General features: G+C 56.8%; 23 protein-coding genes and 2 pseudogenes. 16 read left to right on the top strand and 9 right to left on the bottom strand.

The genetic code is table 11. The features are described from left to right. Nucleotides 1–98 precede the first annotated feature (98 nt). From JFU48_RS14575 to JFU48_RS14565, 3 genes and pseudogenes are all read right to left on the bottom strand, one after another. Nucleotides 99–929 (bottom strand): annotated as a pseudogene (locus JFU48_RS14575) (serine/threonine-protein kinase); the annotation flags it as partial. Beyond that, the gene (locus JFU48_RS14570) at nt 926–1,987 is read right to left on the bottom strand and encodes a serine/threonine-protein kinase (RefSeq protein WP_201136810.1); all 1,062 of its coding nucleotides are present in this window, start codon (nt 1,985–1,987) and stop codon (nt 926–928) included. The pseudogene JFU48_RS14575 and the gene JFU48_RS14570, both read right to left, overlap by 4 nt. Before the next feature lie 3 nt (nt 1,988–1,990). Beyond that, the gene (locus JFU48_RS14565) at nt 1,991–3,136 is read right to left on the bottom strand and encodes a PP2C family protein-serine/threonine phosphatase (RefSeq protein ID WP_201136809.1); all 1,146 of its coding nucleotides are present in this window, start codon (nt 3,134–3,136) and stop codon (nt 1,991–1,993) included. A 706-nt stretch (nt 3,137–3,842) separates the two neighbouring features. Between JFU48_RS14565 and JFU48_RS14560 the strand changes: the two genes are divergently transcribed. Next, nucleotides 3,843–4,556: an HNH endonuclease gene (locus tag JFU48_RS14560; RefSeq protein WP_201136808.1), complete on the top strand. Its 714-nt coding sequence runs from the start codon at nt 3,843–3,845 to the stop codon at nt 4,554–4,556. Nucleotides 4,557–4,798: 242 nt separating this feature from the next. Continuing rightward, nucleotides 4,799–5,782 carry a hypothetical protein gene (locus JFU48_RS14555; RefSeq protein WP_201136807.1) on the top strand — a complete coding sequence of 328 codons (984 nt, stop codon included), beginning with the start codon at nt 4,799–4,801 and terminating at the stop codon, nt 5,780–5,782. Between the two features lie 3 nt (nt 5,783–5,785). On the opposite strand, the gene JFU48_RS14550 is transcribed toward JFU48_RS14555, so the two are convergent. Both JFU48_RS14550 and JFU48_RS14545 read right to left on the bottom strand, forming a co-directional pair. After that, nucleotides 5,786–6,925 carry a hypothetical protein gene (locus JFU48_RS14550; RefSeq protein WP_201136806.1) on the bottom strand — a complete coding sequence of 380 codons (1,140 nt, stop codon included), beginning with the start codon at nt 6,923–6,925 and terminating at the stop codon, nt 5,786–5,788. A gap of 63 nt (nt 6,926–6,988) precedes the next feature. After that, nucleotides 6,989–7,804, bottom strand: a complete 816-nt coding sequence (locus tag JFU48_RS14545) for a sulfite exporter TauE/SafE family protein (protein WP_201136805.1) — start codon at nt 7,802–7,804, stop codon at nt 6,989–6,991. A 112-nt stretch (nt 7,805–7,916) separates the two neighbouring features. Between JFU48_RS14545 and JFU48_RS14540 the strand changes: the two genes are divergently transcribed. From JFU48_RS14540 to JFU48_RS14530, 3 genes are all read left to right on the top strand, one after another. Further along, nucleotides 7,917–8,684 (top strand): AraC family transcriptional regulator, encoded by a 768-nt coding sequence (locus JFU48_RS14540; protein WP_201136804.1) that lies wholly within the window; start codon nt 7,917–7,919, stop codon nt 8,682–8,684. Nucleotides 8,685–8,777: 93 nt separating this feature from the next. Next, nucleotides 8,778–9,092 carry a hypothetical protein gene (locus JFU48_RS14535; protein ID WP_086794665.1) on the top strand — a complete coding sequence of 105 codons (315 nt, stop codon included), beginning with the start codon at nt 8,778–8,780 and terminating at the stop codon, nt 9,090–9,092. Nucleotides 9,093–9,103: 11 nt separating this feature from the next. Continuing rightward, nucleotides 9,104–9,370, top strand: a complete 267-nt coding sequence (locus JFU48_RS14530; RefSeq protein WP_201136803.1) for an XRE family transcriptional regulator — start codon at nt 9,104–9,106, stop codon at nt 9,368–9,370. Between the two features lie 36 nt (nt 9,371–9,406). Here the strand turns inward: JFU48_RS14530 and JFU48_RS14525 are convergent, their stop codons facing one another. Then, nucleotides 9,407–10,462, bottom strand: a complete 1,056-nt coding sequence (locus JFU48_RS14525; RefSeq protein ID WP_201136802.1) for an MBL fold metallo-hydrolase — start codon at nt 10,460–10,462, stop codon at nt 9,407–9,409. Between the two features lie 216 nt (nt 10,463–10,678). On the opposite strand from JFU48_RS14525, the gene JFU48_RS14520 reads away from it, so the two are divergent. The 5 genes and pseudogenes from JFU48_RS14520 to JFU48_RS14505 all read left to right on the top strand — a co-directional run bounded on the left by JFU48_RS14520 (nt 10,679) and on the right by JFU48_RS14505 (nt 14,802). Continuing rightward, nucleotides 10,679–11,287 carry a TetR/AcrR family transcriptional regulator gene (locus tag JFU48_RS14520; protein WP_103520091.1) on the top strand — a complete coding sequence of 203 codons (609 nt, stop codon included), beginning with the start codon at nt 10,679–10,681 and terminating at the stop codon, nt 11,285–11,287. Between the two features lie 156 nt (nt 11,288–11,443). Continuing rightward, nucleotides 11,444–12,517 (top strand): diguanylate cyclase, encoded by a 1,074-nt coding sequence (locus JFU48_RS14515; RefSeq protein WP_201137090.1) that lies wholly within the window; start codon nt 11,444–11,446, stop codon nt 12,515–12,517. Between the two features lie 97 nt (nt 12,518–12,614). Next, a pseudogene (locus JFU48_RS30590) lies at nt 12,615–13,109 on the top strand (PAS domain-containing protein); the annotation flags it as partial. A gap of 51 nt (nt 13,110–13,160) precedes the next feature. Next, the gene (locus JFU48_RS30585) at nt 13,161–13,655 is read left to right on the top strand and encodes a methyl-accepting chemotaxis protein (protein ID WP_446739776.1); all 495 of its coding nucleotides are present in this window, start codon (nt 13,161–13,163) and stop codon (nt 13,653–13,655) included. Nucleotides 13,656–14,268: 613 nt separating this feature from the next. After that, nucleotides 14,269–14,802, top strand: a complete 534-nt coding sequence (locus JFU48_RS14505) for a DUF1003 domain-containing protein (protein ID WP_201136800.1) — start codon at nt 14,269–14,271, stop codon at nt 14,800–14,802. Here the strand turns inward: JFU48_RS14505 and JFU48_RS14500 are convergent, their stop codons facing one another. Next, a complete protein-coding gene (locus tag JFU48_RS14500; protein ID WP_201137089.1) occupies nt 14,803–15,744 on the bottom strand; it encodes a LysR family transcriptional regulator in 942 nt (313 codons plus the stop codon). A gap of 43 nt (nt 15,745–15,787) precedes the next feature. Between JFU48_RS14500 and JFU48_RS14495 the strand changes: the two genes are divergently transcribed. Beyond that, entirely contained in the window at nt 15,788–16,489 is a 702-nt protein-coding gene (locus JFU48_RS14495; RefSeq protein WP_201136799.1) for a CTP synthase C-terminal region-related (seleno)protein, read from the top strand. Next, entirely contained in the window at nt 16,486–16,800 is a 315-nt protein-coding gene (locus JFU48_RS14490; RefSeq protein WP_003227328.1) for an antibiotic biosynthesis monooxygenase family protein, read from the top strand. Before JFU48_RS14495 ends, JFU48_RS14490 begins: the two co-directional genes overlap by 4 nt. Nucleotides 16,801–16,995: 195 nt before the next feature. On the opposite strand, the gene JFU48_RS14485 is transcribed toward JFU48_RS14490, so the two are convergent. Then, on the bottom strand, nt 16,996–17,322 hold the full coding sequence (locus JFU48_RS14485) for a DUF2025 family protein (protein ID WP_003227331.1): 327 nt from the start codon (nt 17,320–17,322) through the stop codon (nt 16,996–16,998). A gap of 222 nt (nt 17,323–17,544) precedes the next feature. Here JFU48_RS14485 and JFU48_RS14480 point away from each other — a divergent pair, with 222 nt between their 5' ends. Together JFU48_RS14480 and JFU48_RS14475 are read left to right on the top strand one after the other, a co-directional pair. After that, a complete protein-coding gene (locus JFU48_RS14480; RefSeq protein WP_201136798.1) occupies nt 17,545–18,672 on the top strand; it encodes a glycerophosphodiester phosphodiesterase in 1,128 nt (375 codons plus the stop codon). Beyond that, nucleotides 18,673–19,356: a helix-turn-helix domain-containing protein gene (locus tag JFU48_RS14475; RefSeq protein WP_003227335.1), complete on the top strand. Its 684-nt coding sequence runs from the start codon at nt 18,673–18,675 to the stop codon at nt 19,354–19,356. A gap of 1 nt (nt 19,357) precedes the next feature. On the opposite strand, the gene JFU48_RS14470 is transcribed toward JFU48_RS14475, so the two are convergent. After that, nucleotides 19,358–20,236 carry a sterol desaturase family protein gene (locus JFU48_RS14470; RefSeq protein WP_103486054.1) on the bottom strand — a complete coding sequence of 293 codons (879 nt, stop codon included), beginning with the start codon at nt 20,234–20,236 and terminating at the stop codon, nt 19,358–19,360. A 164-nt stretch (nt 20,237–20,400) separates the two neighbouring features. On the opposite strand from JFU48_RS14470, the gene JFU48_RS14465 reads away from it, so the two are divergent. Next, nucleotides 20,401–20,706: a PepSY domain-containing protein gene (locus tag JFU48_RS14465; protein ID WP_201136797.1), complete on the top strand. Its 306-nt coding sequence runs from the start codon at nt 20,401–20,403 to the stop codon at nt 20,704–20,706. A 159-nt stretch (nt 20,707–20,865) separates the two neighbouring features. Continuing rightward, nucleotides 20,866–22,041 carry a GAF domain-containing sensor histidine kinase gene (locus JFU48_RS14460; RefSeq protein ID WP_201136796.1) on the top strand — a complete coding sequence of 392 codons (1,176 nt, stop codon included), beginning with the start codon at nt 20,866–20,868 and terminating at the stop codon, nt 22,039–22,041. Nucleotide 22,042: the final 1 nt, after the last annotated feature.

Genomic DNA, 22,042 nt, shown 5'->3' with positions numbered 1-22,042 from the left:
ATAAACCCCCACGCATTAAACCTAAAGTCATCAATCACACCCTCTATCCTTTGAGATTGTGAATAACAAAGCGCACCACACAAAGAGACCAACCCATCAGCCGATGGTCTTTTTTCAGGATCTTTATTCAGGCACGCAAGAGAAATCTTGAGTAGTTCACTCGACAACGGGCTAAATTGCGGATTAGCAGTTACAAACGAGGGCACCGGCAATGGATCTTGCTGGAGAATTCTAAGGACTGCCTTCAGACCATTACCAAAAGGAAGTTGTCCAGTAATGAGTTGATACATCATTGCACCAACAGACCATATATCAGCAGCCTGCCCAACCTCTCGCGGCCTCTCAATTGCTTCTGGCGCCATGTATGGAAGAGCACCGACCGCTGTTTGAGAAGCAGTCATAGTCGACTCCCCACCTTCCGCAGCATCAATAAGTTCCTCATCAGCCATTTTGGCAATACCAAAATCCGTGATTTTTATTTCCTCAAGACTATATCCGCCTACAACCATAATATTCGTAGGCTTCAAATCTCGGTGAATTACGTTAGCATGATGTGCTGCCGCTAAGCCTTTAGAGATATTGTGAAATATTTTTGCTGCCAGATAAGGATCAACGAAGGGAGCTCTTTCCAACAAAGCCTGTTGAAGATCTTCGCCCTCAACAAACTCCTCAATTAAGTATCTACTATCCCCTTCCCTGACATAATCAAGGGTTTTCGCAACATTATGATGATTAACCTTAGCCGCGACAACAGCGCTACGTTTAAACCTCTTAGTTGCCGAGTTATTCTTTGGCGTCTTCAAGGCGACAATTCTCTGCATTAAAGTATCATGCGCCCTATAGACAAATTGCATACCTCCCTGCCCAACAAATCCAATCACAACATATCTTGAACCAACTGTATCCCCATTACCGTGCGGACCATTCATAATACTATTTCCGGATGAGAAAGATCAAAAGTAATAAATGCACGCTCCGAATTATCGCGCCACCCACCACCTAAAGCGACGACACAGCTACCAGGTAGAACATACCCAGTTGAAACCGCATCATTATTAATAAAAACCTCACCGGCGACTCGAGTTACAAAAAATCCAAGTCCATTATAAGTTATATCCACATCTCCAACCCCGGCAACCTTTAGATTAATTGATCTACTACTAGAACCGAGATATTTAGCCTGCCCTTTATAAACCACCAAAGCTTGATGACTATCAAAAAGAATATGCTTTTGCAGTTCATCACGGACCAACGAAATTGAAGGCCTTAACGAAGGGTCAGAATGAAGACAATTATTCAAAATAGCCGCAAGATGATTATCGATAGAGAATCTCGTGGTACAGAAATAATCCACAGATCCAAAATACTGGTAAGGTCGCATCATCTGATCTGGCAATCGCCCTAATGCAATATACAATGCTGTTGCGGCAAATGCGTAAACATCAATAGCGTTAGTAAACTCAACAGAAGAAGAGTATAGCTCCGGAGCTGCGAAGCCATGTGTCCCGATGAACCCCACCGTAGATGCGTCGACTCCATCATTTCTAGCTAAGCCAAAATCGAATATTTTAAAAACACCTTCAGGATCCACTTTCACATTATTGGGTTTTATATCTCGATGGATTACCCCAACGCTGTGAATATCACTGATACCCGAAGCCAGTTGCCAAATATTTTTATAAAACTCCGAAATAGTTAAATTAGAGAAATCCACCTCAAACAAGTCATCTCCCTCCACATACTCCTGTACTATCCCAAGACCTCTTCCATCAAGCTGCAAATAATCATAAACTTGCACGACATGCTTGGAGCGCACCCGCATCAAAGCTGCTAACTCATCAAACATGCGTCGCTGATCCACACTATTCTGAACAACCTTTATTGCAACACATCGCTCCAACACTACATCTTCACAAAATACAACTTCCCCCATACCACCAAGAGCTACATTACCTAACGGCTTGTAACGTTCAGGCAATTCCAACATGAGCTACTCCTTGCTCGGAAAAGAAATCTTTAGCTGAGGTTCTTTTTTATCTTTCGGTTTTGAGCTTTCGTTATCGACTTGTTTTATTAGCAGAGTCTCCTCATGAACCCCGTCAAGCTCACTTACAACCACATAGCTATCTTCTTTAGCCCCGGCTAGATTTTTTTTATTTTTTGGAGAGATCTTATCAGCGGATTTTAGCCACTTTTTAAGCCCTACACTTTTGTCAATCGAGAAAGACCTGGCTTTATTCAATTCACCAGAAACCATAGGAATTAAATGGGTCTGTAAATCTCCAAAAGAGTCCCACACCTCGCACAAATTTATATCTACTTCTTCTGCAACTATAGAAGCTAAGGGCTCGATCGAAATAGCAACTGAGCTACAATTATCTTTGCTACCGCACCACTTCGCAACGTCTACCAGTCTCTTAACACAAACACCAACATCTTCAGAGTTAGCTACAAGATCTCGCAACACCTCCTTATCGAGAAAATGCACTCCATCAGTAGTTAAGATAAACATCTTCAAACCACTCGGAACAAATCCCAAATAATGAGGATCTAAATCCTGCCCCATCCCTATAAACTGCAAAAGTTCATTTCTATTTTTTAGAGACTCGACTTTATCTCCGAGCTGACCTGCAATAGTATCATCAACTGTAAGCTGAATTAAGCTTTCCCCATCAAAGCCATAAACGCGAGTATCACCTATATGAAGAATCCCACCACTTCCCTCTTCATTCAAATACAACACGGAGAGAGTTGCACCACCTCTACCTAGGTATTCATTGAAGACTGTTTCATTTGCATCTAGAGCGGCACGAGTAAGCCATTCACTAACTTTCCCTTCTTGCTTACTACGAGTTAAAAACGAAGCTAAAAAAGCTGCCATTGTGGTTGCAGCACATATCCCCCCATCTTTCATCCCCCCCATTCCGTCGCTAATAAGCACTAAGGTATAGGGGGCGCCGTGATAATCATAAAACCTTACAATAGCTGTTCGATCTTGATTATCATCTCTTCCAACACCTATATCAGACGCTAATGCGCCAAAAATCGAAGGTATGCGTCGGACACCGCTCGAAGAAGTTTTCCGTAGAAACCACTTCCTCAAACTCTTGAAAATTGTCATTGATTCAATTTTCATATATTCCGCTCACTTGGCAAAACAACAAAATCACACTTTTCACCATAACGCCCAAGCAAACTCAGCACATTGAAATCCAACAAACCTAATACACCCAACTTTTTTATGCACATCGACATTCTTCATTCCTTTCACGTACTCACTCCCTTATTGGCGTACCCTACAACCAATTCCTGCTTTCCACAATCTACTCAGGCTTGACCATATGAAGGCGGCGCCCAGGTCTCGACGCCTTATTTTTAAGGAATGCGGACATTCGACAGGACGAAACCTCGGGACCATTCATCAGGAGTTTTTCAACGCCCCGGTCGTAAAAGCGCACACCTATCAGGGCATGCTCGCCCAAGCAGTGCCCTGCACTCCCAAGCTCCTCATGGAGCTTCAAACCGATGTCTTTGAAAACCAGTGGTGATCTACGGGGCGCGAAACTCGACGATAGATGGTGTCTATCTGAACGGTCACCTGATCATGTCTGATAAATGATAGGAGTCACGGCAATGTTACGAAATTGTTTCAGTCGCCGAAGCATTTGATGGATTTGTAGGATTTGTAGGATTTGTAGGATTTGTAGGATTTGTAGGATTTGTAGGATTTGTAGGATTTGTAGGATCGTACGCGGTTATTCGCTATTTTCTGTAGGAATTTTCGTAGACATCATTGATGGCCACTCAGTATCGTCCGAGGGATTTCAACCCTCGGCAATGCTATGGACACGGAAAAAAGCAGCAGCGATTGGAATGACGCAGAGATTCAGGCGGCGGTCGATGCCTATCTCAAGATGCTTGCGCTCGAGCAAAGTGGTCAGAAATTCGTCAAAACTGAGGAAAATCGAATCTTGCGTGAAGGCCCGCTAGCCGGTCGGACTAAAGGCTCTGTCGAGTTCCGGATGCAGAACATTTCTACCGTGTTGGTCGAGATGGATAGAGAGCGTATTGAAGGCTACAAGCCTGCCAAGAATGTTGGGGCAAATGTCGCGCGCAGCATCCGTAAGGCGCTTGATGCTTCTACTGTTCTGACGCGTGAAGATTCTGAGCCAGCTGCGGACGAAGCATTGCTGGACCAACGCGCGGCCAAATTTGAGCGGAAGCAATTTGACTATGTCCCCAAAGGTATAAAGACACCTCTCCAAACGACGTCCACCAGAAAGGTTTACTTTCGTGATCCCGAGTTGAGGGGCTGGGTTCGTCAGGAGGCGAATGGGAAGTGCGAAGGTTGTGGCGAAGAAGCGCCATTTAAGAAAAATGGAAACCCGTTTCTGGAAGTTCATCACGTCAAGCATATGTCGCAAGAGGGAACAGACCAGCCTTCAAATGTCGTGGCGTTGTGTCCCAACTGTCACCAACGCTGCCACCATTCGGACGACAGAGAGGCTTTCACTGCTTGGCTGTATGACAACGTTGGAAGGCTTGAAAAGGAATAATCGCGGTTTATCTGCCTAACCGTATTTGTTGTTCTTGGGGCTGCTTCGCAGCCCATCGGGAGCAAGCTCCCTCGCCACAGGGGTGATGTGCTGCCCGCAGTGGATTGAAATCTGGATTGATGCCTGGAATCGCCAGCATGCTCACTCCCACAGATTTTGCATCATCCTGAAAACAATCAGTGCAACCCGCCGCGCCTCCCGCTATTAATACCCCTCCCCCACTCAAGGATCCGAGCCCTGCCATGAAATTCGATCTCGCCTACTGCCTCAGCCTCGACGACAAGTTGTCGATCTATGACGTTCGCGATCTCAATTTCGACGAGACGGTGGCGTTCGATTCTGCGAAGGAGCACTTCCAGTGCCCCAACGATGCCTGTCGTTCGGCGTTCGAGGCTTCCAACGAGTTGGGCACGTTTAACGCGAAGAACGTGAATTACGTGCGCACGCCGCACTTCAAGAACCTGCCCGGTACGCAGCATGTGGCGGGTTGTCCGTATGTGAGTTTGAAGTCGTCGGCGTCGGGAGTTGAGGCGGCGGATGGCGAGGTGGATGACGGGCGGGAGGAGCATTTTCCGTCGGAGTTGTTGCTGACGCGGCGTGAGTATGTGCGCAAGCCAGCTGTGCCTGCGGGGGCGGCGGATGTGTTGCGGGATGATCCGGTGCGGGTGGCGCAGGTGAGTTCCGGGGAGTCGCCGGGGCGTGAGACGGCGCCGGACAAGACCAGTGTGTTTGCGCATCCAGTGGAGTGTTTTGTGTCGAACTTCGCCGACAAGGAGTTGCTCAAGCGCATGCCGTTGAAGATCGGTGAGCACACGGCGCCTTATGGCTCGTTCTTCAAGAAGATCGAGTATCTGACGGACAACAAGGGGCTGATTTACTGGGGCAGGATCAAGGAGATCAAGGATTACACCCAGAGTTTTCGCATCGATTTCGAGCAGAAGGTCTGGTTCAAGCAGGCGGATGAGGCGAAGAAGAAGCCGTATTCGGTGAACGTTTACTTGAGCAAGAAGTTGATCGACAACTACCGCAAGCGCAAGGCGTTTCTGGAAGAGATCAAGCATGCGATCGAGAGTGATAAGGAGTTGTTCTGTTTCTTTTACGGTGTGATGCCGGAGTTGAAGCAGGTGCCGAGCAAGAAGAACCCCGAACAGACGTTCGGGGTGTTCAGTGCCAACATCGAGAACCTGGATCACTTCATTATGCGGGAAGCGCCGGGGTTGGCGTGATGGTTAACCTTTGGGCAACTGCAGTTTGGCTGCACCACGGTGCTGGTTGACCAGCGAGTACGGCAGCACTGACCAATCGGGGTTGTCGCAGTTACGTTGGTAACGGGCGAAGTAAGCGCCCAGGTAAATCCCCTTCGGCGTGAAGTGCCAGTTGGAATAACCCCAGACGCTTTCATCGGTGTAATCGCAACTGCCGTCATCTTCCGCGGGCTTCTTCATCTCTTCGGGATAGAGCGTGGTGAACTGTTTGACCAGCCACGGCGCCATGACTTTCATCTGATCGTATTCGGTGGCTGCGCTATTGGGTTCACCAATCCACAGTACATCTTTGAGTTTCAACAATTCGCCGGTGTGGACGTCGAGGTTGATTGGCGAACTGCCGAAATCCGGGTGGGCACCGCCGCAGCTGTAACCGGTGGAAATGTCCAGGCTGACCACGTCCGGCGAGAGAAACTTCGGGGCAGCCCCTTGATCGAACTCGGCATATTCCCCGCCATCCATCATGCAGCGGTGATAGTCGATGACTTCAGTCCAGAGCCGTCCGAGCAGGTGGTTATTAATCCGCTGCTGCTCTTCTTTCGTATAGCCGGACTCGACACTGAACAACGATATCTTTGACTCAGGCTCCGTCCACCATTGCAGGTCGTAGCCCATGAAGTTTTCTTTCTTCTCCGGTTTGAGCTTGAGTCCCTGCAAGCGCAAATACTCGTAGGGATCGCTCTTCGGCAAAGTGGCAATAAAGGGCAGCGTAGTTGCGCTCGGCGCAGGAAGTTTGGCTTCGGTCAGTTGCACCGGCAGCTTCTTGCCCTTGGGGTTTTGCCATTCGCCCTGCCAGCCATTGGCGGTGGATTTCAACTCCAGGGTTGGCAGCGGTTTGTCGTCGCCATAGCGGTTGTTGCCTTCAACAAGGTTCAACGTGCTGTCCTGCAGCGAGCCGCTGAGTTCCAGGTCGCGGTGATACTTCTCGTAGAAGTAGCGGCCGGTGACTTCGTCCTGCCGCGTGGTGTTGAGCTCCACCACAACCGGCATCTTGCCCAGCGTACCGGTGAACACGCGCCGGCCATCTTCGGCATGGGTGATGGTGGAAATCAGTGTGAACAGCGCCGCAGCGTATGGCGCCAGGCGCAGCAGTCCCTTGAGCATGGATCGATCCCTGAATGAATGAGGCTGCGAAGTATGCAGAGGATGCGCGCAGGAATCGAGGCTCTACTTGAGCAGCATGCCCAGCATCACGACGATTAACAGACCGATATACACCCAAGCATGCACCCGATCCGGTATCCGCCCGATCCACGGCGTGGCCAAGCGAATCCCGACCAATGACCCCAGCGTCAGCACCGCAAACGCCAGCAAATCCACATACCCGACAAACCATGCGCCCAGATCCGTCTCGCTGAAACCGGCCAGTGCCATGTACGTCAGCGTCCCGGCCACTGCCACCGGCACGCTCAGCGGATTCGCCATGGACGTGGCCTGGGACATGCTCAGTCCGCAGCGGCGCAGGAGCGGCACGGTCATGACGCTTCCTCCTACACCGAGGAACGTGGCGATGGCGCCGATGCCTACACCGCCGCCGGATGTCTCTGTACTGCGGAGTCGGCGTGGGATGACGCCTTCGCTGCGGGTGAGGAAGCCGCGTCTGAGCAGGCAGTCGATGATGGTCACGCCGAGGTAGGCGATGAAGGCGTAGCGGATGACCTCGCCGCTGACCCACACCGCGGCGATCGCACCGATGATCGCGCCGAGGGCGATGAAGCCGCCGAGCGGCCACAGGTATTGGCGGATCAGGTTGCCGGCCCGGCGGTGTTTGTCGGTGGCGATCAGTGCGTTGACGATCATCACGCAGGTCGAAGTGGCGACGGCGATGTGCATGGCCGATTGGCCGATGGGGTCGTCGGCGCCGTGGCTGGCGCTGAGCACGCGGTAGAGCAGCGGCACGACGACGAAGCCGCCGCCGAAGCCGAACAGGACGGCGGTGACGCCGGTCAGGCAGCCGAAGAGAGTCAGCAGTAGGTAGAACATGGCGCGTCTTCCGGTGGTGGGGAGCGGTCGACGATAGAGCGACGCGGCTTGGCCTGCTTCAGCAACTCAGCCAATAATGTTTGCGTTTACGCCAATCACCGGGACGCCCTCGATGCGCAATATTTCGATCAGTCAGTTGGATGACACTCCGCGCCCGGTGGTGGCGATCGGTACGGATTATTCCCACGGCCATCTGTTGCCATTTCATACGCACCGGCGGGCGCAATTGCTGTACGGCGCGACCGGGGTGATGCAGGTTCGTACTCATGACGGCAACTGGGTAGTGCCGCCGCAACGGGCGGTGTGGATTCCGCCGGGAGTGGCGCATGAAGTGCTGATGCTCGGCGTGAGTACGCGCAGTTTGTACATCGAGCCGGGGGCGGTGGATTTGGGCCAGCGTTGTCAGGTGATCAGCGTTTCACCGTTGATGCGCCACTTGTTGATGGAAGCCGTGGAAGTGCCGCTGACTTATGACCTCGAAGGACGCGACGGGGTATTGATCGACCTGCTGCTGCATGAACTGGCGCGCAGTGCGCCCCTGCCCTTGCACATTCCGCTGCCGACTGACGGAAAGCTCCTCGCTTTGTGTCAGACCTTTCTGCTTCAGCCGAACGCCCATCAGTCGCCGCAACACTGGGCCGAGCAGTTGCACATAAGCTTGCGCACCTTCAACAGACTGTTTCGGCAGCAGACCGGGTTGAGCTTCAGCCAATGGCGGCAACAGGCCTGCGTGGTGCTGGCACTGGCGCGGTTGGCCGCCGGTGAAGCGGTGACGCGAATCGCCCTGGACTTCGGTTATGAGAGCCCGGCGGCGTTCTCGGCGATGTTTCGGCGCATCCTTGGACAGGCACCGTCCGTCTGGTTGGAGGCGGCGAACTAGGGTAAATCAAAAAATGCGTTTGATCCCGGCCGAAAACAACTGTACAAAAACACAGTATATTTTCAATCAGCACTCTTGAGCCCGGAGCACACCATGGCCTCTCTTGCGATGAACCACATCCTCGAACGCATTGCCCTTTTCCAGTTCACCCCGACACACTGCGTCCAGGCCCGAGCGATGCTGGGCTGGAGCGTGGAACAGCTGTCGCGCGAGGCGCAGGTTGCGGTGGACGATATTCAGCGGTTTGAAGCGCAGCAAGATGTGGCGGATGCAGCGCGCCTGGCGTTGGCTTATCGATTTGAGGCGCAGGGGTTGGTGTTCTTTCCGGGGTTTGCGCCGGGTCGCAGTGCGAGTATGGGTGCGCCATCGGATGCAGTGGGGCGTGGGGATTATGCGATGGCTGAATAAGGACGCGGAAATTGAGTGAAATCGAAGAAAGCAAAGGTTGCGTTTATAAGGATCTGGAAGGCGTGGATGCGGGTGACATGCAAAATAAGGTCCGGCATGTCACACGATTAGCTGCACTCATCGAAACAGCTCCCATGAGCAAAGCCGACGTAGCTCAAAGACTTGGTTTGAATCCGGAAAGTCTGGAGGAGATTCTCCGGGGGAAATTCCGCGACATAAACGTTTCCACGTTGGTGAGCTATGGGGACTTGATGTCGGAAAACAATCTCGAAAAATAAGGTTCGCCTCTATAGAGGCGAACCGGTTTTAACTCATCAGGCGTTCTGAACCACGCCCTCACCCTCCCCTTCAACCGCCAACCACCAAGCACTCCCGCGCTGCGGCTGCATCAGGTTGAACGCCTCGCCCATTTGCGGCGTGGTGATCGCAACACTGCGTTCCCAGGCCAGTGACAGGATGCGATCAAACGGTTCGTGCCAGGCGTGCATCGCCAGGTCGAAGGTGCCGTTGTGGATCGGAAACAGCCAACGGCCCTTGAGGTCGATGTGGGCCTGCAGGGTTTCTTCGGGTTGCATGTGCACGTGCGGCCATTCGACGTTGTAGGCGCCGGTTTCCATCAGGGTCAGGTCGAACGGGCCGTACTGTTCGCCGATGCGTTTGAAGCCGTCGAAGTAGCCGCTGTCGCCGCTGAAGAAGATCCGCGTGTCGCCGTCGATCATCACCCACGAGGCCCAGAGGGTGCTGTTGCCGTCGAACAGGCCACGGCCGGAGAAATGCTGCGACGGGGTGGCGACGAAGCGGATACCGGCAATTTCAGTGCCCTGCCACCAGTCGTATTGACGGACTTTGCCGGCGTCGATGCCCCACTTGATCAGGGTATCGCCGACGCCCAGCGGGGTCAGGAAGTAATTGGTTCTAGCCGCCAGTTTCAGTACCGCCTGGTAATCGAGGTGGTCGTAGTGGTTGTGCGACAGGATCACCGCTTCGATCGGCGGCAACTGGTCGATGCTGATCGGCGGCTGGTGAAAGCGTTTCGGGCCGGCCCATTGCACTGGCGAGGCGCGCTCGGCGAAGACCGGATCGGTGATCCAGAATTTGTCGCGCAGTTTCAGCAGCAAGGTCGAGTGTCCGAGGCGGTAGACGCTGTGGTTGGGGGCTGCCAGCAAGTCTTCACGCGTCAGCGCGTGCACCGGGATCGCAGCGGCGGGACGAGTATTGCGTGGCTTGTGAAAGATCATGTTCCACATGATCCGCAGCATCTTGCGCAGGCCTTCGCGTTGCACCGGCGCATGGTTTCGGAACAGTCCTTGATCCTGGCGAGAGGCTTCAGGCGTGGAAGTTTGATCCGCTGGGAATTCTGGATTGGCCATGACTGAGAGACTCCAGAAAAACCGCGTAATTCACGGTTTTTCACGGTGGGACGATAAATGGCCAAGGCACGCACGCATCAGCCGAACTGTCTGGTTTTTAGGTTGCGCGGATTAACGCAACATTACACTGGACGGTGTAGTTTCTAGGTTGCATCAAACCGGATGACAAGTAAACTGCCAAGTGTAATTCCCCCCCTTCTCTGCCGAAGCGTACTTATGACAGCTCCAAAGCGCCTCACCGACCGCAAACGCGAAGCCATCATTCAGGCGGCGATTGCCGAATTCCGTGCCAACGGGTTCGAGATCACCAGCATGGACAAGATCGCGGCCACCGCCGGGGTGTCGAAGCGCACGGTGTACAACCATTTCCCGAGCAAAGAAGAACTGTTCGCCGAAATTCTCAACCAGCTCTGGGCACGCATCACTGCCGAACAGGCCGTGACCTATCGCCCGGATCAGCCGCTGCGCGAGCAACTGCAGCAGATGTTGTTGGCTAAACTGCAGATGATGGCCGATGACAATTTTCTCGGTCTGGCGCGGGTGGCGATTGCCGCCACCATCCATTCTCCGGAGCGCGCGCAGGATATGGTGGCGCGCATGGGCGAGCGGGAAGAAGGCTTGACGGTGTGGATTCGCGCCGCTCAGGCGGATGGTCGGCTCAAAGCCGTTGATCCGGAGTTCGCCGCGCAGCAGGTGCAGGGGCTGTTGAAGTCGTTTGGTTTCTGGCCGCAGATTTCCATGGGCCAGGCGCCGCTGGATGCGGCAACACAACAAGCCGTGGCCGAGTCGGCAATGGAGATGTTTCTGGCGCGCTACCATCTCTAGACCGCCCCTCTCCTACACCCACCGCGATTAAATGGCTCGGAAGGACACTGATTATTCCCGCTGGAATAAATGACAATGTCCGACATTTGACCGACGAACGGTCAGCCTGAAAAAGACACTGCAAAGTATTTCAGGATGAATCTGGCGCAGGACATCATGGAAAACCAACGCGGCAAAGGCTTGTCATTCGCCAGACGCATCTATTTGCCCAGGGCCATCGGTCTGGGCGTCGGCTTTTTCAGCGTCGCGGCAGCACTGTATCCGCTGCACATGCCGGCCTGGCTATGGGCGCTGCTGGTGTTCAACGGTTTTATCTGGCCGCATCTGGCCTTTCAGGTTTCGACCCGCTCGAACTTTCCCTACCACGCCGAACGTCGCAATCTGTTGTACGACTCGTTGTGCGGCGGCTTCTGGACCGCGTGTTTTCAGTTCAACCCGCTGACCACCGTGACCATCCTGTCGATGATGACCATGAACAATGTCGCCGCCGGGGGCCGACGCCTGTTCGTATTCGGTGCACTCGCCCAGTTCGCCGGGGTGCTGCTGGGCTGGGCAATTTTCGGTTTCAAGTTCAGCCTGACCATGACGCAGATTCAGGTCTGGGCCTGCCTGCCGATGCTCACCCTTTATCCATTGGCACTGGGCATGGTGTCTTATCAACTGGCGATCAAACTCGCCCAGCACAAACGAGCGTTGAGCGCCCTGAGCCGCACCGACAGCCTCACCGGGCTGCTCAATCACGGCGCCTGGAAAGATCTGCTGCACAGTAAATTCGAGCGCTGCCAGCAGCAGCACGTCCCAGACATTCTGGCGCTGATCGACATCGATCACTTCAAGACCATCAACGATAACTACGGGCACATCATTGGTGACGCTGTGCTGCGCCATCTGGCCCGTGAACTCAAACTGCTGGCCGAAGGTGAACCGGCGGGCCGGTATGGCGGCGACGAGTTCTGCGTGATCCTGCCCGACCAACCACTGCTCAAGGCCGAGGCGCGGATGGAACAATTGCGCCAGGCCTTGCACCAGTACCGTCATCCCGATGTGCCGGAATTGCGGGTCAGCCTGAGTATCGGCCTGGCGCGCTTTCAGCCTTCCTACACCGATGCGATTGCCTGGCTGGATGACGCCGACAAGGCGCTGTACACCGCCAAACACACGGGGCGCAACACGATCAGCGTGGCGCTGGGTCGTCCGAGCTCAAACGACGCCAGCCAATTCAGCCTTTGAAAAAGCTCTACACATGTTGGTGCGCACTTTCTTGTACAAGACTAATTAGTTTGTATAAGATTGGCGCGTCAGCCTGGATGCTGGCACTTTGCAGTTAATGGCAAATGTTCATCCGGCATTTGCTCTGCCAGCGCGGAAACAGGGACACAAACCTCGTCTTTCCCTACTTCCAGGTACTGCTCACATGTTTTTCAATCGCCATCAGTCCGCTCTCAACGACCTTCAACACACCATCACCGAACAGAATGGCCTGCTCGAAGCCATCAACCGCTCCATGGCGGTGATCGAGTTCGACCTCGATGGCGTGGTGTTGAAGGCCAATGACAACTTTCTCAAAACCATGGGTTACCGCGCCGAACAGGTGATCGGCCAGCCTCATCGCTTGTTCTGCACCCCGGAGTTTGGCCGTAGCGCGCAATACACCGAATTGTGGTCGCGCCTGAAAAACGGCCAGTTCCAGTCCGGTACCTTCGAGCGCGTGGACAGCAAGGGGCAGCCGATCTGGCTCGAAGCCAACTACAACCCGGTGTACGACGCCTCCGGGCGCCTGTGCAAAGTGGTGAAATTCGCCACGGACGTCACCACCCGCGTCGAGCAACATGAGCAGGATGCCCGCAGCGCCAGCGCGGCTTATCACATCTCCGTGGAAACCCGGAAAGTCGCCGAGCAAGGCACCCAGGTGATCCAGCAAGCGGCCAGTGAAATGCGGGAGATCGCTGACGACATCGCGCAGTCGTCGACCTTGATCGCGCAACTCGGCGAGCGCTCGGAGCAGATCACGGCGATCGTCAACACGATCCGCGCGATTGCCGACCAGACCAACCTGCTGGCGCTCAATGCCGCCATTGAAGCGGCGCGCGCCGGGGATCAGGGCCGCGGCTTTGCGGTGGTGGCAGATGAGGTGCGGCAACTGGCGGCGCGTACCAGCGGCTCGACGGCGGAGATTTCCAACATGATCGGTTTGATCCAGAGCGAAACCCGCCAGGCGATCAAAAGCATGGAAGACACCCGAGGGCGGGCAGCACAAGGCGTTGAACTGGCGGATCAGGCCGGCAGCGTGATTTTGCAGATTCGCGATGGCGCCAGTGAAGCGGTGCAGGCAGTGAGCATGTTTGCCAATGAGCGGGCGCCGGGGTGATCGCGGTGCTGAGTCTTTAGACCGAGTCGCGGCCTTCGCGAGCAAGCCCGCTCCCACAGGGAAATGCGTTCCAGGGTGGGAGCATGTTTGCCAATGAGCGGGCGCCGGGGTGATTGCGGTGCTGAGGCTTTGGACCGAGTCGCGGCCTTCGCGAGCAAGCCCGCTCCCACAGGGAAATGCGTTCCAAGGTGGGAGCATGTTTGCCGATGAGCGGGCGCCCGATTGATCGCGGTGATGAGGCTTTAGACCGAGTCGCGGCCTTCGCGAGCAAGCCCGCTCCCACAGGGAAATGCGTTCCAGGGTGGGAGCATGTTTGCCGATGAGCGGGCGCCGGGGTGATCGCGGTGCTGAGGCTTTAGACCGAGTCGCGGCCTTCGCGAGCAAGCCCGCTCCCACAGGGAAATGCGTTCCAGGGTGGGAGCATGTTTGCCAATGAGCGGGCGCCCGGGTGATCGCGGTGCTGAGTCTTTAGACCGAGTCGCGGCCTTCGCGAGCAAGCCCGCTCCCACAGGGAAATGCGTTCCAGGGTGGGAGCGGGCTTGCTCGCGAAGGGGCCGTCAGCCTTGATGCAGGGCTATAGTGATCTTCAGTCCCAAATCCTGCCGAGCCCATCATGACCACAGAAAAAACTGACACGCCCGCTGCTGCCCCAGTCGATCATCTGCGTTTCCACCGCACTCACGCCCACTTGAACACCACTTTCGGCAACGACAAGTTCGCCCTGCGCGCCGAGGCGTTCGCGCGATTCTTCGGCACGCCAACGTTTCTGGGCGCGCAAACCCTGATCGTACTGTTATGGGTTGCACTCAACGTTTCGGGCGTCACCACCTTCGACGTTTACCCGTTCATTCTTCTGAACCTCGCGTTCAGCCTGCAATCGGCTTATGCCGCACCGTTGATTCTGCTGGCACAAACCCGTCAGGCCGCGCGCGACAAAGCGCAAGCGGATGCCGATGCACAGCACCGCGAAGCGCTGGCGGAGGCCAACACCGAACGTCAGGCGCAGGCGGCGAAGACCACTGCGCAACTGCTCGAGTTGTTGGAGCAGAACACCCAGCTCACCAAAATGACCAAAAGCCTGACCGAACGCATTGAGGGTTTGACCCGCGAGTTGCACGAACACATTTGCCAGACTCGCCAGCCCTGATCACGCCAGTCGCAGCGCCCGCCCGAGTTCATCGAACAGCGTGACCACCGAGCGCAACGCCCGGCAGTCCGGGCGGGTCAGCAACCACAGCGCGGTGTCATAACCGTGCAGCGGTTCGCTCAAGGCCTGTAAACCCTCGGTCATCAGAAAGTCCGGCAACGCCGCCACGCCCAGCCCGGCACGCACCAGTTCAGTGACCGAAAGCATGCTGTTGCAGCGATAACTCGGGATCACGCCGGGCAACTGTTGGCGCCGCCAGGCGACGGTCGGGTGATCGGGCAAAAACTCGTCCGGAGCAATCCAGGTCAGCGCCGCCAGATCCGTCGCATCAACGTTTTGCAGGTAACGCGCACTGGCGCAGACCCGGTAGGAAATCTTCGCCAATTGCCGTCCGACCAGGTGCTCCGGCGGCGTACGCGTCAGGCGCAGGGCGATGTCGGCATCGCGGCGGCTGAGGTTGGCGAAATCGTTGGTGGTGCTCAGCTCGATGGTCAGCGCCGGATAGTTCGGCATGAACTGCGCCAACGCCGGTAGCAGCAGACCTTGCAGCACCGAATCGGTACAGGTCAGGCGCACCGTGCCGCTGACCACTTCGCCGCCCTGCTCCACGCCGATCCGCGCCGCTTCCAGTGCCTGCTCGGCGCGTTCGGCCTGCTCGGCCAAAGTCTGCGCGAGGGTGGTTGGCAGGTAACCGGCGCGGCTCTTTTCGAACAATTGCTGACCCAGCGCTGACTCCAGACGACGCACCGCGCGAAACACCGTCGACACATCGACCCTGAGCAACTGCGACGCCCGGGCCAGAGAGCCGCCACGCACCAAAGCGAGGATCAGCGCCAGATCCGGGTAGTCGAGCCGATAGTGCATGGCTGCATTGATCACTTGGGGAAACGCCAATATTGAGTGCGTGAACGCCAATCTATAGTGAGCCCCGGTGATCGACAACTGCACACAGAGATTCATCACTCACTCAAATCAAGGAAATCCCATGGACGCTATTTCCATCGCCCTGATCGGCGATCACGATCCCCAAGTCACCGCCCACCAGGCGATCCCCGTTGCCCTCGGCCTGATCGCCGAGCAGAGCGGCCGCGATGTGCAATTCGAATGGCTGCCCACCGAGCAGATCCACGCCGATGCTCCGCTGCAAAACTTCGACGGTTTCTGGTGCGTCCCGGCCAGCCCCTACAAGAGTGAAGCTGGCGCACTCAGGGCCATCCGTTTTGCCCGCGAACAACAGCGCCCTTTCCTCGGCACCTGCGGCGGTTTTCAGCATGCGGTGCTGGAATTTTCCCGCAACGTGCTGGGCTGGGCCGATGCCGAGCATGGTGAAACGTCGCCGGACTCGCAGCGAGCGGTGCTCACGCCATTGACCTGTTCATTGGTGGAAGCGGTGGACAGCATTCATCTGGTCGCCGGTTCGTTGATCGCCAAGGCGTACGAAACGTCGGAGATTCATGAAGGCTATCGCTGCCGCTACGGTGTGAATCCGCAGTTCGAAAGAGAATTGCTGACTCATCAACTACACGCCGTGGGGCACGATTCGGCGGGCGACTTGCGGGCGATCGAATTGAAAGACCATGTGTTTTTTGTCGCCACGCTATTCCAGCCGGAACGCGCCGCGCTCAAGGGCCAGATCCCGCCACTGGTGCGGGCGTTCGTCGAAGCGTGCGTGGAGCAGCGCCCATGAAGCCGGACGAAACCTGTTTCGCCGTGATTTTCACCTCGACCCGCACCGAGGGTGACAACGGTTACGCCGCAGCGTCCGAGCGCATGATGGAACTGGTCAGCGAGCAACCGGGGTTTCTTGGCATTGATTCGATTCGCGGGGAGGACGGGGTCGGGATCACCATTTCGTACTGGCAGAGCGAGGCGGCGATTCTGGCCTGGCGCGAGCATCCCGAGCACCGGGTGATTCAGGCGCGTGGGCGGGCGGAGTGGTATTCCAAGTTTCAGACGCGGGTGTGTCGGGTGGAGCGGGAATACCGGTTTGGGCAGTGACCATTGCGGCGCGCTGACTGGCCTCTTCGCGAGCAAGCCCGCTCCCACAGGTACAGCGTTTGGGCTTTGAATTTGGTTGTTTTCTCACTGGCCCCATCGCTGGCAAGCCTGCTCCCACAGGAATTTGTGAACGCCACAGATCCAATGTGGGAGCGGGCTTGCTCGCGAAGAGGCCGCAACAGCCACTACAAAACTTCAGCCTTTCACCAGACTGCGCACCGCCACAATCTCCGGCACCTCAACCTTGCTCATGTACACCCGCAACGGTTCGGTGATGTTGATCCGGTCATCAATGTTCTGATCCAGCAACAACTGGATCAGCTCACGCTTCAGGGTCATGGTCGTATCCGAAACCCGCGCCCAGACAAATTCGCTGGTGGGAATGATGCCGTCATCCGCAACGTCCATGCCGAACGAATCCTCGCTGAAACGCACGATGTACTGGCCGGTCTTGCGGTTGAGGCCGACAAAGCCCTTGAGGTCATCGGCGGCCTGACAGATGAGTTGGGAAGTGATGCGCATGGTAAACCTCACGAAAAATCATCGATGGTTTACACGCAGGGCAACAGACTCGGCCCGCCCTCTGCCGGGGCGTCTGCCACGGGCAAGCGTACTGCAAACCGCGCCACAAAAGTGCAGGAAAAATCGCTTTTAATACGTTTATGTCGGTCTGGCGATAGCACGCAATCGATTCAGTTGTTAAAAGGTACGTCTTTGAAAATGCCCTGCGAAAGGAACTCGAACATGCCCGCCACTTTCACCAAAAGCGCTCTCATGCTGAGCCTGATGCTCGGTTTCGGCCAGGCCCACGCCGCCGCCCAGACCAACATCGACGCGCTGGCCGCCGCCCATGGCATCCCGCATCCAGCCGTGATCGCCCACCGTGGTGCATCCTTCGATGCACCGGAGTCCACCGCGGCGTCCTACAAACTGGCCCGCGACCTCGGCGCCGATTACCTGGAAATGGACCTGCAACGCAGCAAGGACGGCGTGTTGTTCGCGCTGCACGACAACAACCTGCAACGCACCACGGATGTCGCCAGCAAGTTCCCTGAGCGCAAAGACAGCCCGGCCAATGCCTTCACCATGGCCGAACTGAAAACCCTCGACGCCGGCAGCTGGTACAACAAGGCCTACCCGGATCGCGCGCGTCCGACCTACGCCGGCCTGAAGATCCTGACCCTCGACGAAATCATCGACATCGCCCAGGCCAACCCGCAGCACAAGCCGGGCCTGTACATCGAAACAAAGGAGCCGCAGCTGTTTCCCGGCATCGAGCATGACCTCAAAGAGAAGCTGCAGGATCGCGGCTGGCTGAGCCCGGCCGGTTCGAAACTGGCCAAGAGCGAACTCGGCGTTGGCCAGGGTAAAGGCAAAGTGATCCTGCAAACCTTCGAGAAAAACAGCCTCGAACTGCTGCAAAAGGAAATGCCGCAAGTGCCGAAAATCCTCCTGCTGTGGGTTGGCGAAGGCAGCATCGAGCCGAAGTCGAAAGTGACCTTTGCCGAGTCCGGCGAGAAGGACAAGAACGTGTTCTACGGCAAGCAAGAGCCGAAGTCCGAAGCCGAATTCAAACAATGGGTTGATTTCGCCAAGTCGCAGGGCGCCATCGGCACCGGCCCTTCGGCCAAGCTGACCAAGGGCGGCGACCAGAGCTATTCGGATCTGGTGCAACCGTGGATGAACAAATACACCCACGATCAGGGCATGCTGGTGCACGTCTACACCGTCGATGAGCCGGTGGACTTCGAGAAAGTCATGGCGGCGGGTGTCGACGGCATCTTCACCAACCGCGCCAGCGAACTGTTGAAGTTCTACAAGCGCCCGGCGGCGGCCAGTGTTGATCAGGTGTTGAAGAACAACGGGTTCTGAGTGAACACGCACACCGAGTGGACAGGCCGCCTCTGGCTGGGGCACGACTATGGCCTGATCCACGGAGTGTCGGGGCGCACCGCGCCCCATTCCCACTACGCCCACCAGATCATCCTCGCTCCCGAGCGTCCGGCCACCGTGCTGCTGGACGGCACGCCTGTCACCGCCTCCCCGCTGCTGATTGCTTCCAATGTGCGCCACGCGATTGTCGACGCGCCGGATCCGCTGTTTACCGTTTACGCCGAACCGCTGCTGTTTGATGCGCAGACGCTTGTCGATCGACTGTCTGCCGCCGAACTGTCGCTGCCCGCACTTGATCGCGCGATACGCCAATGTCCGCGCCGCTCGTTGAGCGATCCACGCATCGAACGCGCACTGGCTGCCATCGATGCTTCGCTGATCGACAAAGTCGCGGCGCGCGCCGTGGCTGACGCCGCACATGTGTCGCTGAGTCAGTTGCAGCGGCTGTTCGTCAGTCAGGTCGGTCTGCCGGTGCGCCGACTGGTGCTGTGGCGCCGCTTGCGCCTGGCGATGGCGGCGATTCTGCTGGGCAGCCCAGTGACCGCTGCGGCACATTCGGCGGGGTTTGCCGATTCGGCGCACTTCTCGCGCAGCGTGAAAAAACTCTTCGGCGTCACCGCGTGTCAAGCGTTGCGGCGTATCGATTTACAGCTGCTGGACTGACTCAACGGCGCAACGCTGGTGGCACCACTGGCTCGCGACTCAACGTGACCGTCGCGAACGGATCAAGCAATTGCGCGGCGTAGTCACGGGGAAAATCCGGGCGGCTGCCGATTCCCAGATCACCCTGGCGGATCTGATAGTCCGGGGTGTAGAAACCGGTGCCCAACAGCCAGTCCCACAGCGTAAAAAACAGCCCGAAATTGACGTCCCCGGCCCGCCCGTACTTCATGTGATGAAAGCGGTGCAGCGGCGCCCAGGCGAAAATCCAGCGCAGTGGCCCCATGCGGATATCGACATTCGAGTGCTGCAAGAGCAGTTGAATGGCAATGGCAAACGCCAGTAACGCCGCGATCTGCGAGGGAATGCCCAGCACCAGCAACGGTAGCAGCCCCGACGTCGCTTCCAGTAGTTGATGCAGCGGATGTTTCATCAAACCGTTGAAACCATACAGTCGCTCGACACTGTGATGCACCGCGTGCAGCCGCCATAGCCACGCCACGCGGTGGCTGGCGTAATGCATCAGGCTGATCCCGGCGTCGGCAATGAATATCGCCAGCGCCAGCTGCAGCCATAACGGCCACTCTCGCGGCCATGCGCCGTCAATCGCAAAAAGCGTTACCAGGCCCGGCAATGCCAGCAGGCCCAGTGCATTCAGTGCTTCGTTGACTAATGCGTGCAGGATGTCGCGGCGCCGGTCACCGGCCGGATGGTTCCAGCCCGGCTCATAGGGCAGCGACCATTCGGCAACAAACGAAACGAGCAGCGCGCTGACAAACAGCGGCAACAAGCACAACGTCGACACTTCCGACACCCAAACTCCGAACCCGATGAATCCGCCCCAGAACACTGGCGCGTACAACCCGGCAACCCTGCGTTTCATGTGCACCTCCGTTGATCGAAGGCACAGCATGCGAGCGCGCGGCGAACGGCAATTGAACAAACGACGCAATCGAACAAGGCCAATTAAGGGTGAATTAAGTTGCGCTGGTTAGTCTGGCCCCACTGAAACAGATCAACCCCATTCGATACCCAAGGAACGAAACGATGAAAACTTTGACTGCCCTGTTCGCCGCCGCTGCTCTGACCCTGACCGCTGGCCTGGCCCAGGCTGACGTCCGCGTCGACCAGATCCCGCAACTGGTGAAGGAAGGCAAGATCAAGTCGCTGGAGTCGATGAACGCCGAAGCGCTGAAACTGCACCCGGGTGCGACCATCACCGACACCGACCTGGATAACCACTTCAACGGTTACGAGTACGAAGTCGAGCTGAAAACCGCCGATGGCAAAGAGTTTGACGTCGACTTCGACGCCACCACCGGCAAGGTGCTGAGCAACAAGCTAGACACCTGATACACCGTCACCCGAAAGCCGCACGATCACCGATCGTGCGGCTTTTTTGCGTCCGTTTGCCGGCAAATCACGCGGATGCAGCCTGAAGGGATGCCAAAACCGCCATCAGACCGCTAGTATGGCCCCCATTAATCGACGAACGCAGCCGGGAACGATGGCATGGGGCAGAGCAAAGCAGCAGACATCGCCACCATCGGACGCATTAGCGCGGTGCCGGCCATCCTTCAGGTGATCCGCGAACTGACCGGGATGCGTTTTGCCGCCGTGGCTCGAGTCACCGAGGACTCGTGGACCACGTGTGCGGTGCTCGATCAACTGGAATTCGGCCTGCAAGTCGGCGGCGAACTGGATGTGGTCACCACTCTGTGCCACGAGATCCGCCAGTCACATGTCTCGGTGGTGATCGACAAAGCCAGCGAAGACCCGCTCTACCGTGATCACCACACCCCGCGCCTGTACAAATTCGAGAGCTATATTTCGGTGCCGGTGTTCCGCACTGACGGACGGTTCTTCGGCACCATCTGCGCCCTCGATCCGATCCCGGCGCAGCTCAGGTCCAGTACCATCCAGAGCACCATGGAGTCTTTCGCGCGGATGCTCGCGTTGCAGATCGAAGCAGAAGAAAACGCGCAACGCACCGAAACAGCGCTGTTGCAGGAGCGCGAAACCGCCGAGCTGCGAGAACAGTTCATCGCCGTGCTCGGCCATGACTTGCGCAACCCGTTGTTCGCCATCAGCGCCGGCGCCGAAATGCTCCTGCGCAAGCACCCGGATCCGGCCATCGAGGTGCGGGTGCGTAATATCCTTGGCAGTGCGCAACGGGCGACGCGGCTGGTGGATGACGTACTCGACTTTGCTCGCGGGCGCTTGGGCAAAGGCATTCCGGTGGATATCCAGCCCTGCACGGACCTGACCGAAGCGGTGCAGCAGGTGGTGACGGAGATCCGCAACGTGCATCCCGGACGTACGATCAGTGCGTCCATTGGCGACTTGCAGGGTGTGCACTGCGACCGTGGACGGATTGCCCAGCTGCTGTCGAACCTGCTGGCCAATGCCGTGGCCCATGGCGACCCGACCGGGGATATCGAAGTCATCGCTCAGGTCAAGCAAGGTGCGTTGATGCTGGCGGTGAAAAATCAAGGGCATATTCCCGATGCGGTCCTGCCGCACCTGTTCCACCCCTACTCGCGCCCTGCCGGCAGCGCGCCCCAGGCCGGCCTCGGGCTGGGTCTGTACATCGCCAGCCAGATCGCGCAGTCCCACGGCGGGCATTTGCATGTGGCGTCCACCGCCCAAAGCGGCACGCTGTTCACCTTCAGCCTGCCCACCACCTGAA

The sequence above is a fragment of the Pseudomonas sp. TH49 genome, from assembly GCF_016650625.1.
GTDB classification, from domain to species: Bacteria; Pseudomonadota; Gammaproteobacteria; order Pseudomonadales; family Pseudomonadaceae; genus Aquipseudomonas; species Aquipseudomonas fluorescens_H.
The sequence above is the reverse complement of the archived record's forward strand: the minus strand, read 5'-3'. Positions and strand labels throughout refer to the sequence as shown.

Bases quoted from the DNA above. Each gene is read 5' to 3' on its own strand.
- JFU48_RS14570 (WP_201136810.1), bottom strand. From the start codon at position 1,987: ATGTTGGAATTGCCTGAACGTTACAAGCCGTTAGGTAATGTAGCTCTT.
- JFU48_RS14565 (WP_201136809.1), bottom strand. From the start codon at position 3,136: ATGAAAATTGAATCAATGACAATTTTCAAGAGTTTGAGGAAGTGGTTT.
- JFU48_RS14560 (WP_201136808.1), top strand. From the start codon at position 3,843: ATGGACACGGAAAAAAGCAGCAGCGATTGGAATGACGCAGAGATTCAG.
- JFU48_RS14555 (WP_201136807.1), top strand. From the start codon at position 4,799: ATGAAATTCGATCTCGCCTACTGCCTCAGCCTCGACGACAAGTTGTCG.
- JFU48_RS14550 (WP_201136806.1), bottom strand. From the start codon at position 6,925: ATGCTCAAGGGACTGCTGCGCCTGGCGCCATACGCTGCGGCGCTGTTC.
- JFU48_RS14545 (WP_201136805.1), bottom strand. From the start codon at position 7,804: ATGTTCTACCTACTGCTGACTCTCTTCGGCTGCCTGACCGGCGTCACC.
- JFU48_RS14540 (WP_201136804.1), top strand. From the start codon at position 7,917: ATGCGCAATATTTCGATCAGTCAGTTGGATGACACTCCGCGCCCGGTG.
- JFU48_RS14535 (WP_086794665.1), top strand. From the start codon at position 8,778: ATGGCCTCTCTTGCGATGAACCACATCCTCGAACGCATTGCCCTTTTC.
- JFU48_RS14525 (WP_201136802.1), bottom strand. From the start codon at position 10,462: ATGGCCAATCCAGAATTCCCAGCGGATCAAACTTCCACGCCTGAAGCC.
- JFU48_RS14520 (WP_103520091.1), top strand. From the start codon at position 10,679: ATGACAGCTCCAAAGCGCCTCACCGACCGCAAACGCGAAGCCATCATT.
- JFU48_RS14515 (WP_201137090.1), top strand. From the start codon at position 11,444: ATGGAAAACCAACGCGGCAAAGGCTTGTCATTCGCCAGACGCATCTAT.
- JFU48_RS14505 (WP_201136800.1), top strand. From the start codon at position 14,269: ATGACCACAGAAAAAACTGACACGCCCGCTGCTGCCCCAGTCGATCAT.
- JFU48_RS14495 (WP_201136799.1), top strand. From the start codon at position 15,788: ATGGACGCTATTTCCATCGCCCTGATCGGCGATCACGATCCCCAAGTC.
- JFU48_RS14490 (WP_003227328.1), top strand. From the start codon at position 16,486: ATGAAGCCGGACGAAACCTGTTTCGCCGTGATTTTCACCTCGACCCGC.
- JFU48_RS14485 (WP_003227331.1), bottom strand. From the start codon at position 17,322: ATGCGCATCACTTCCCAACTCATCTGTCAGGCCGCCGATGACCTCAAG.
- JFU48_RS14480 (WP_201136798.1), top strand. From the start codon at position 17,545: ATGCCCGCCACTTTCACCAAAAGCGCTCTCATGCTGAGCCTGATGCTC.
- JFU48_RS14470 (WP_103486054.1), bottom strand. From the start codon at position 20,236: ATGAAACGCAGGGTTGCCGGGTTGTACGCGCCAGTGTTCTGGGGCGGA.
- JFU48_RS14465 (WP_201136797.1), top strand. From the start codon at position 20,401: ATGAAAACTTTGACTGCCCTGTTCGCCGCCGCTGCTCTGACCCTGACC.
- JFU48_RS14460 (WP_201136796.1), top strand. From the start codon at position 20,866: ATGGGGCAGAGCAAAGCAGCAGACATCGCCACCATCGGACGCATTAGC.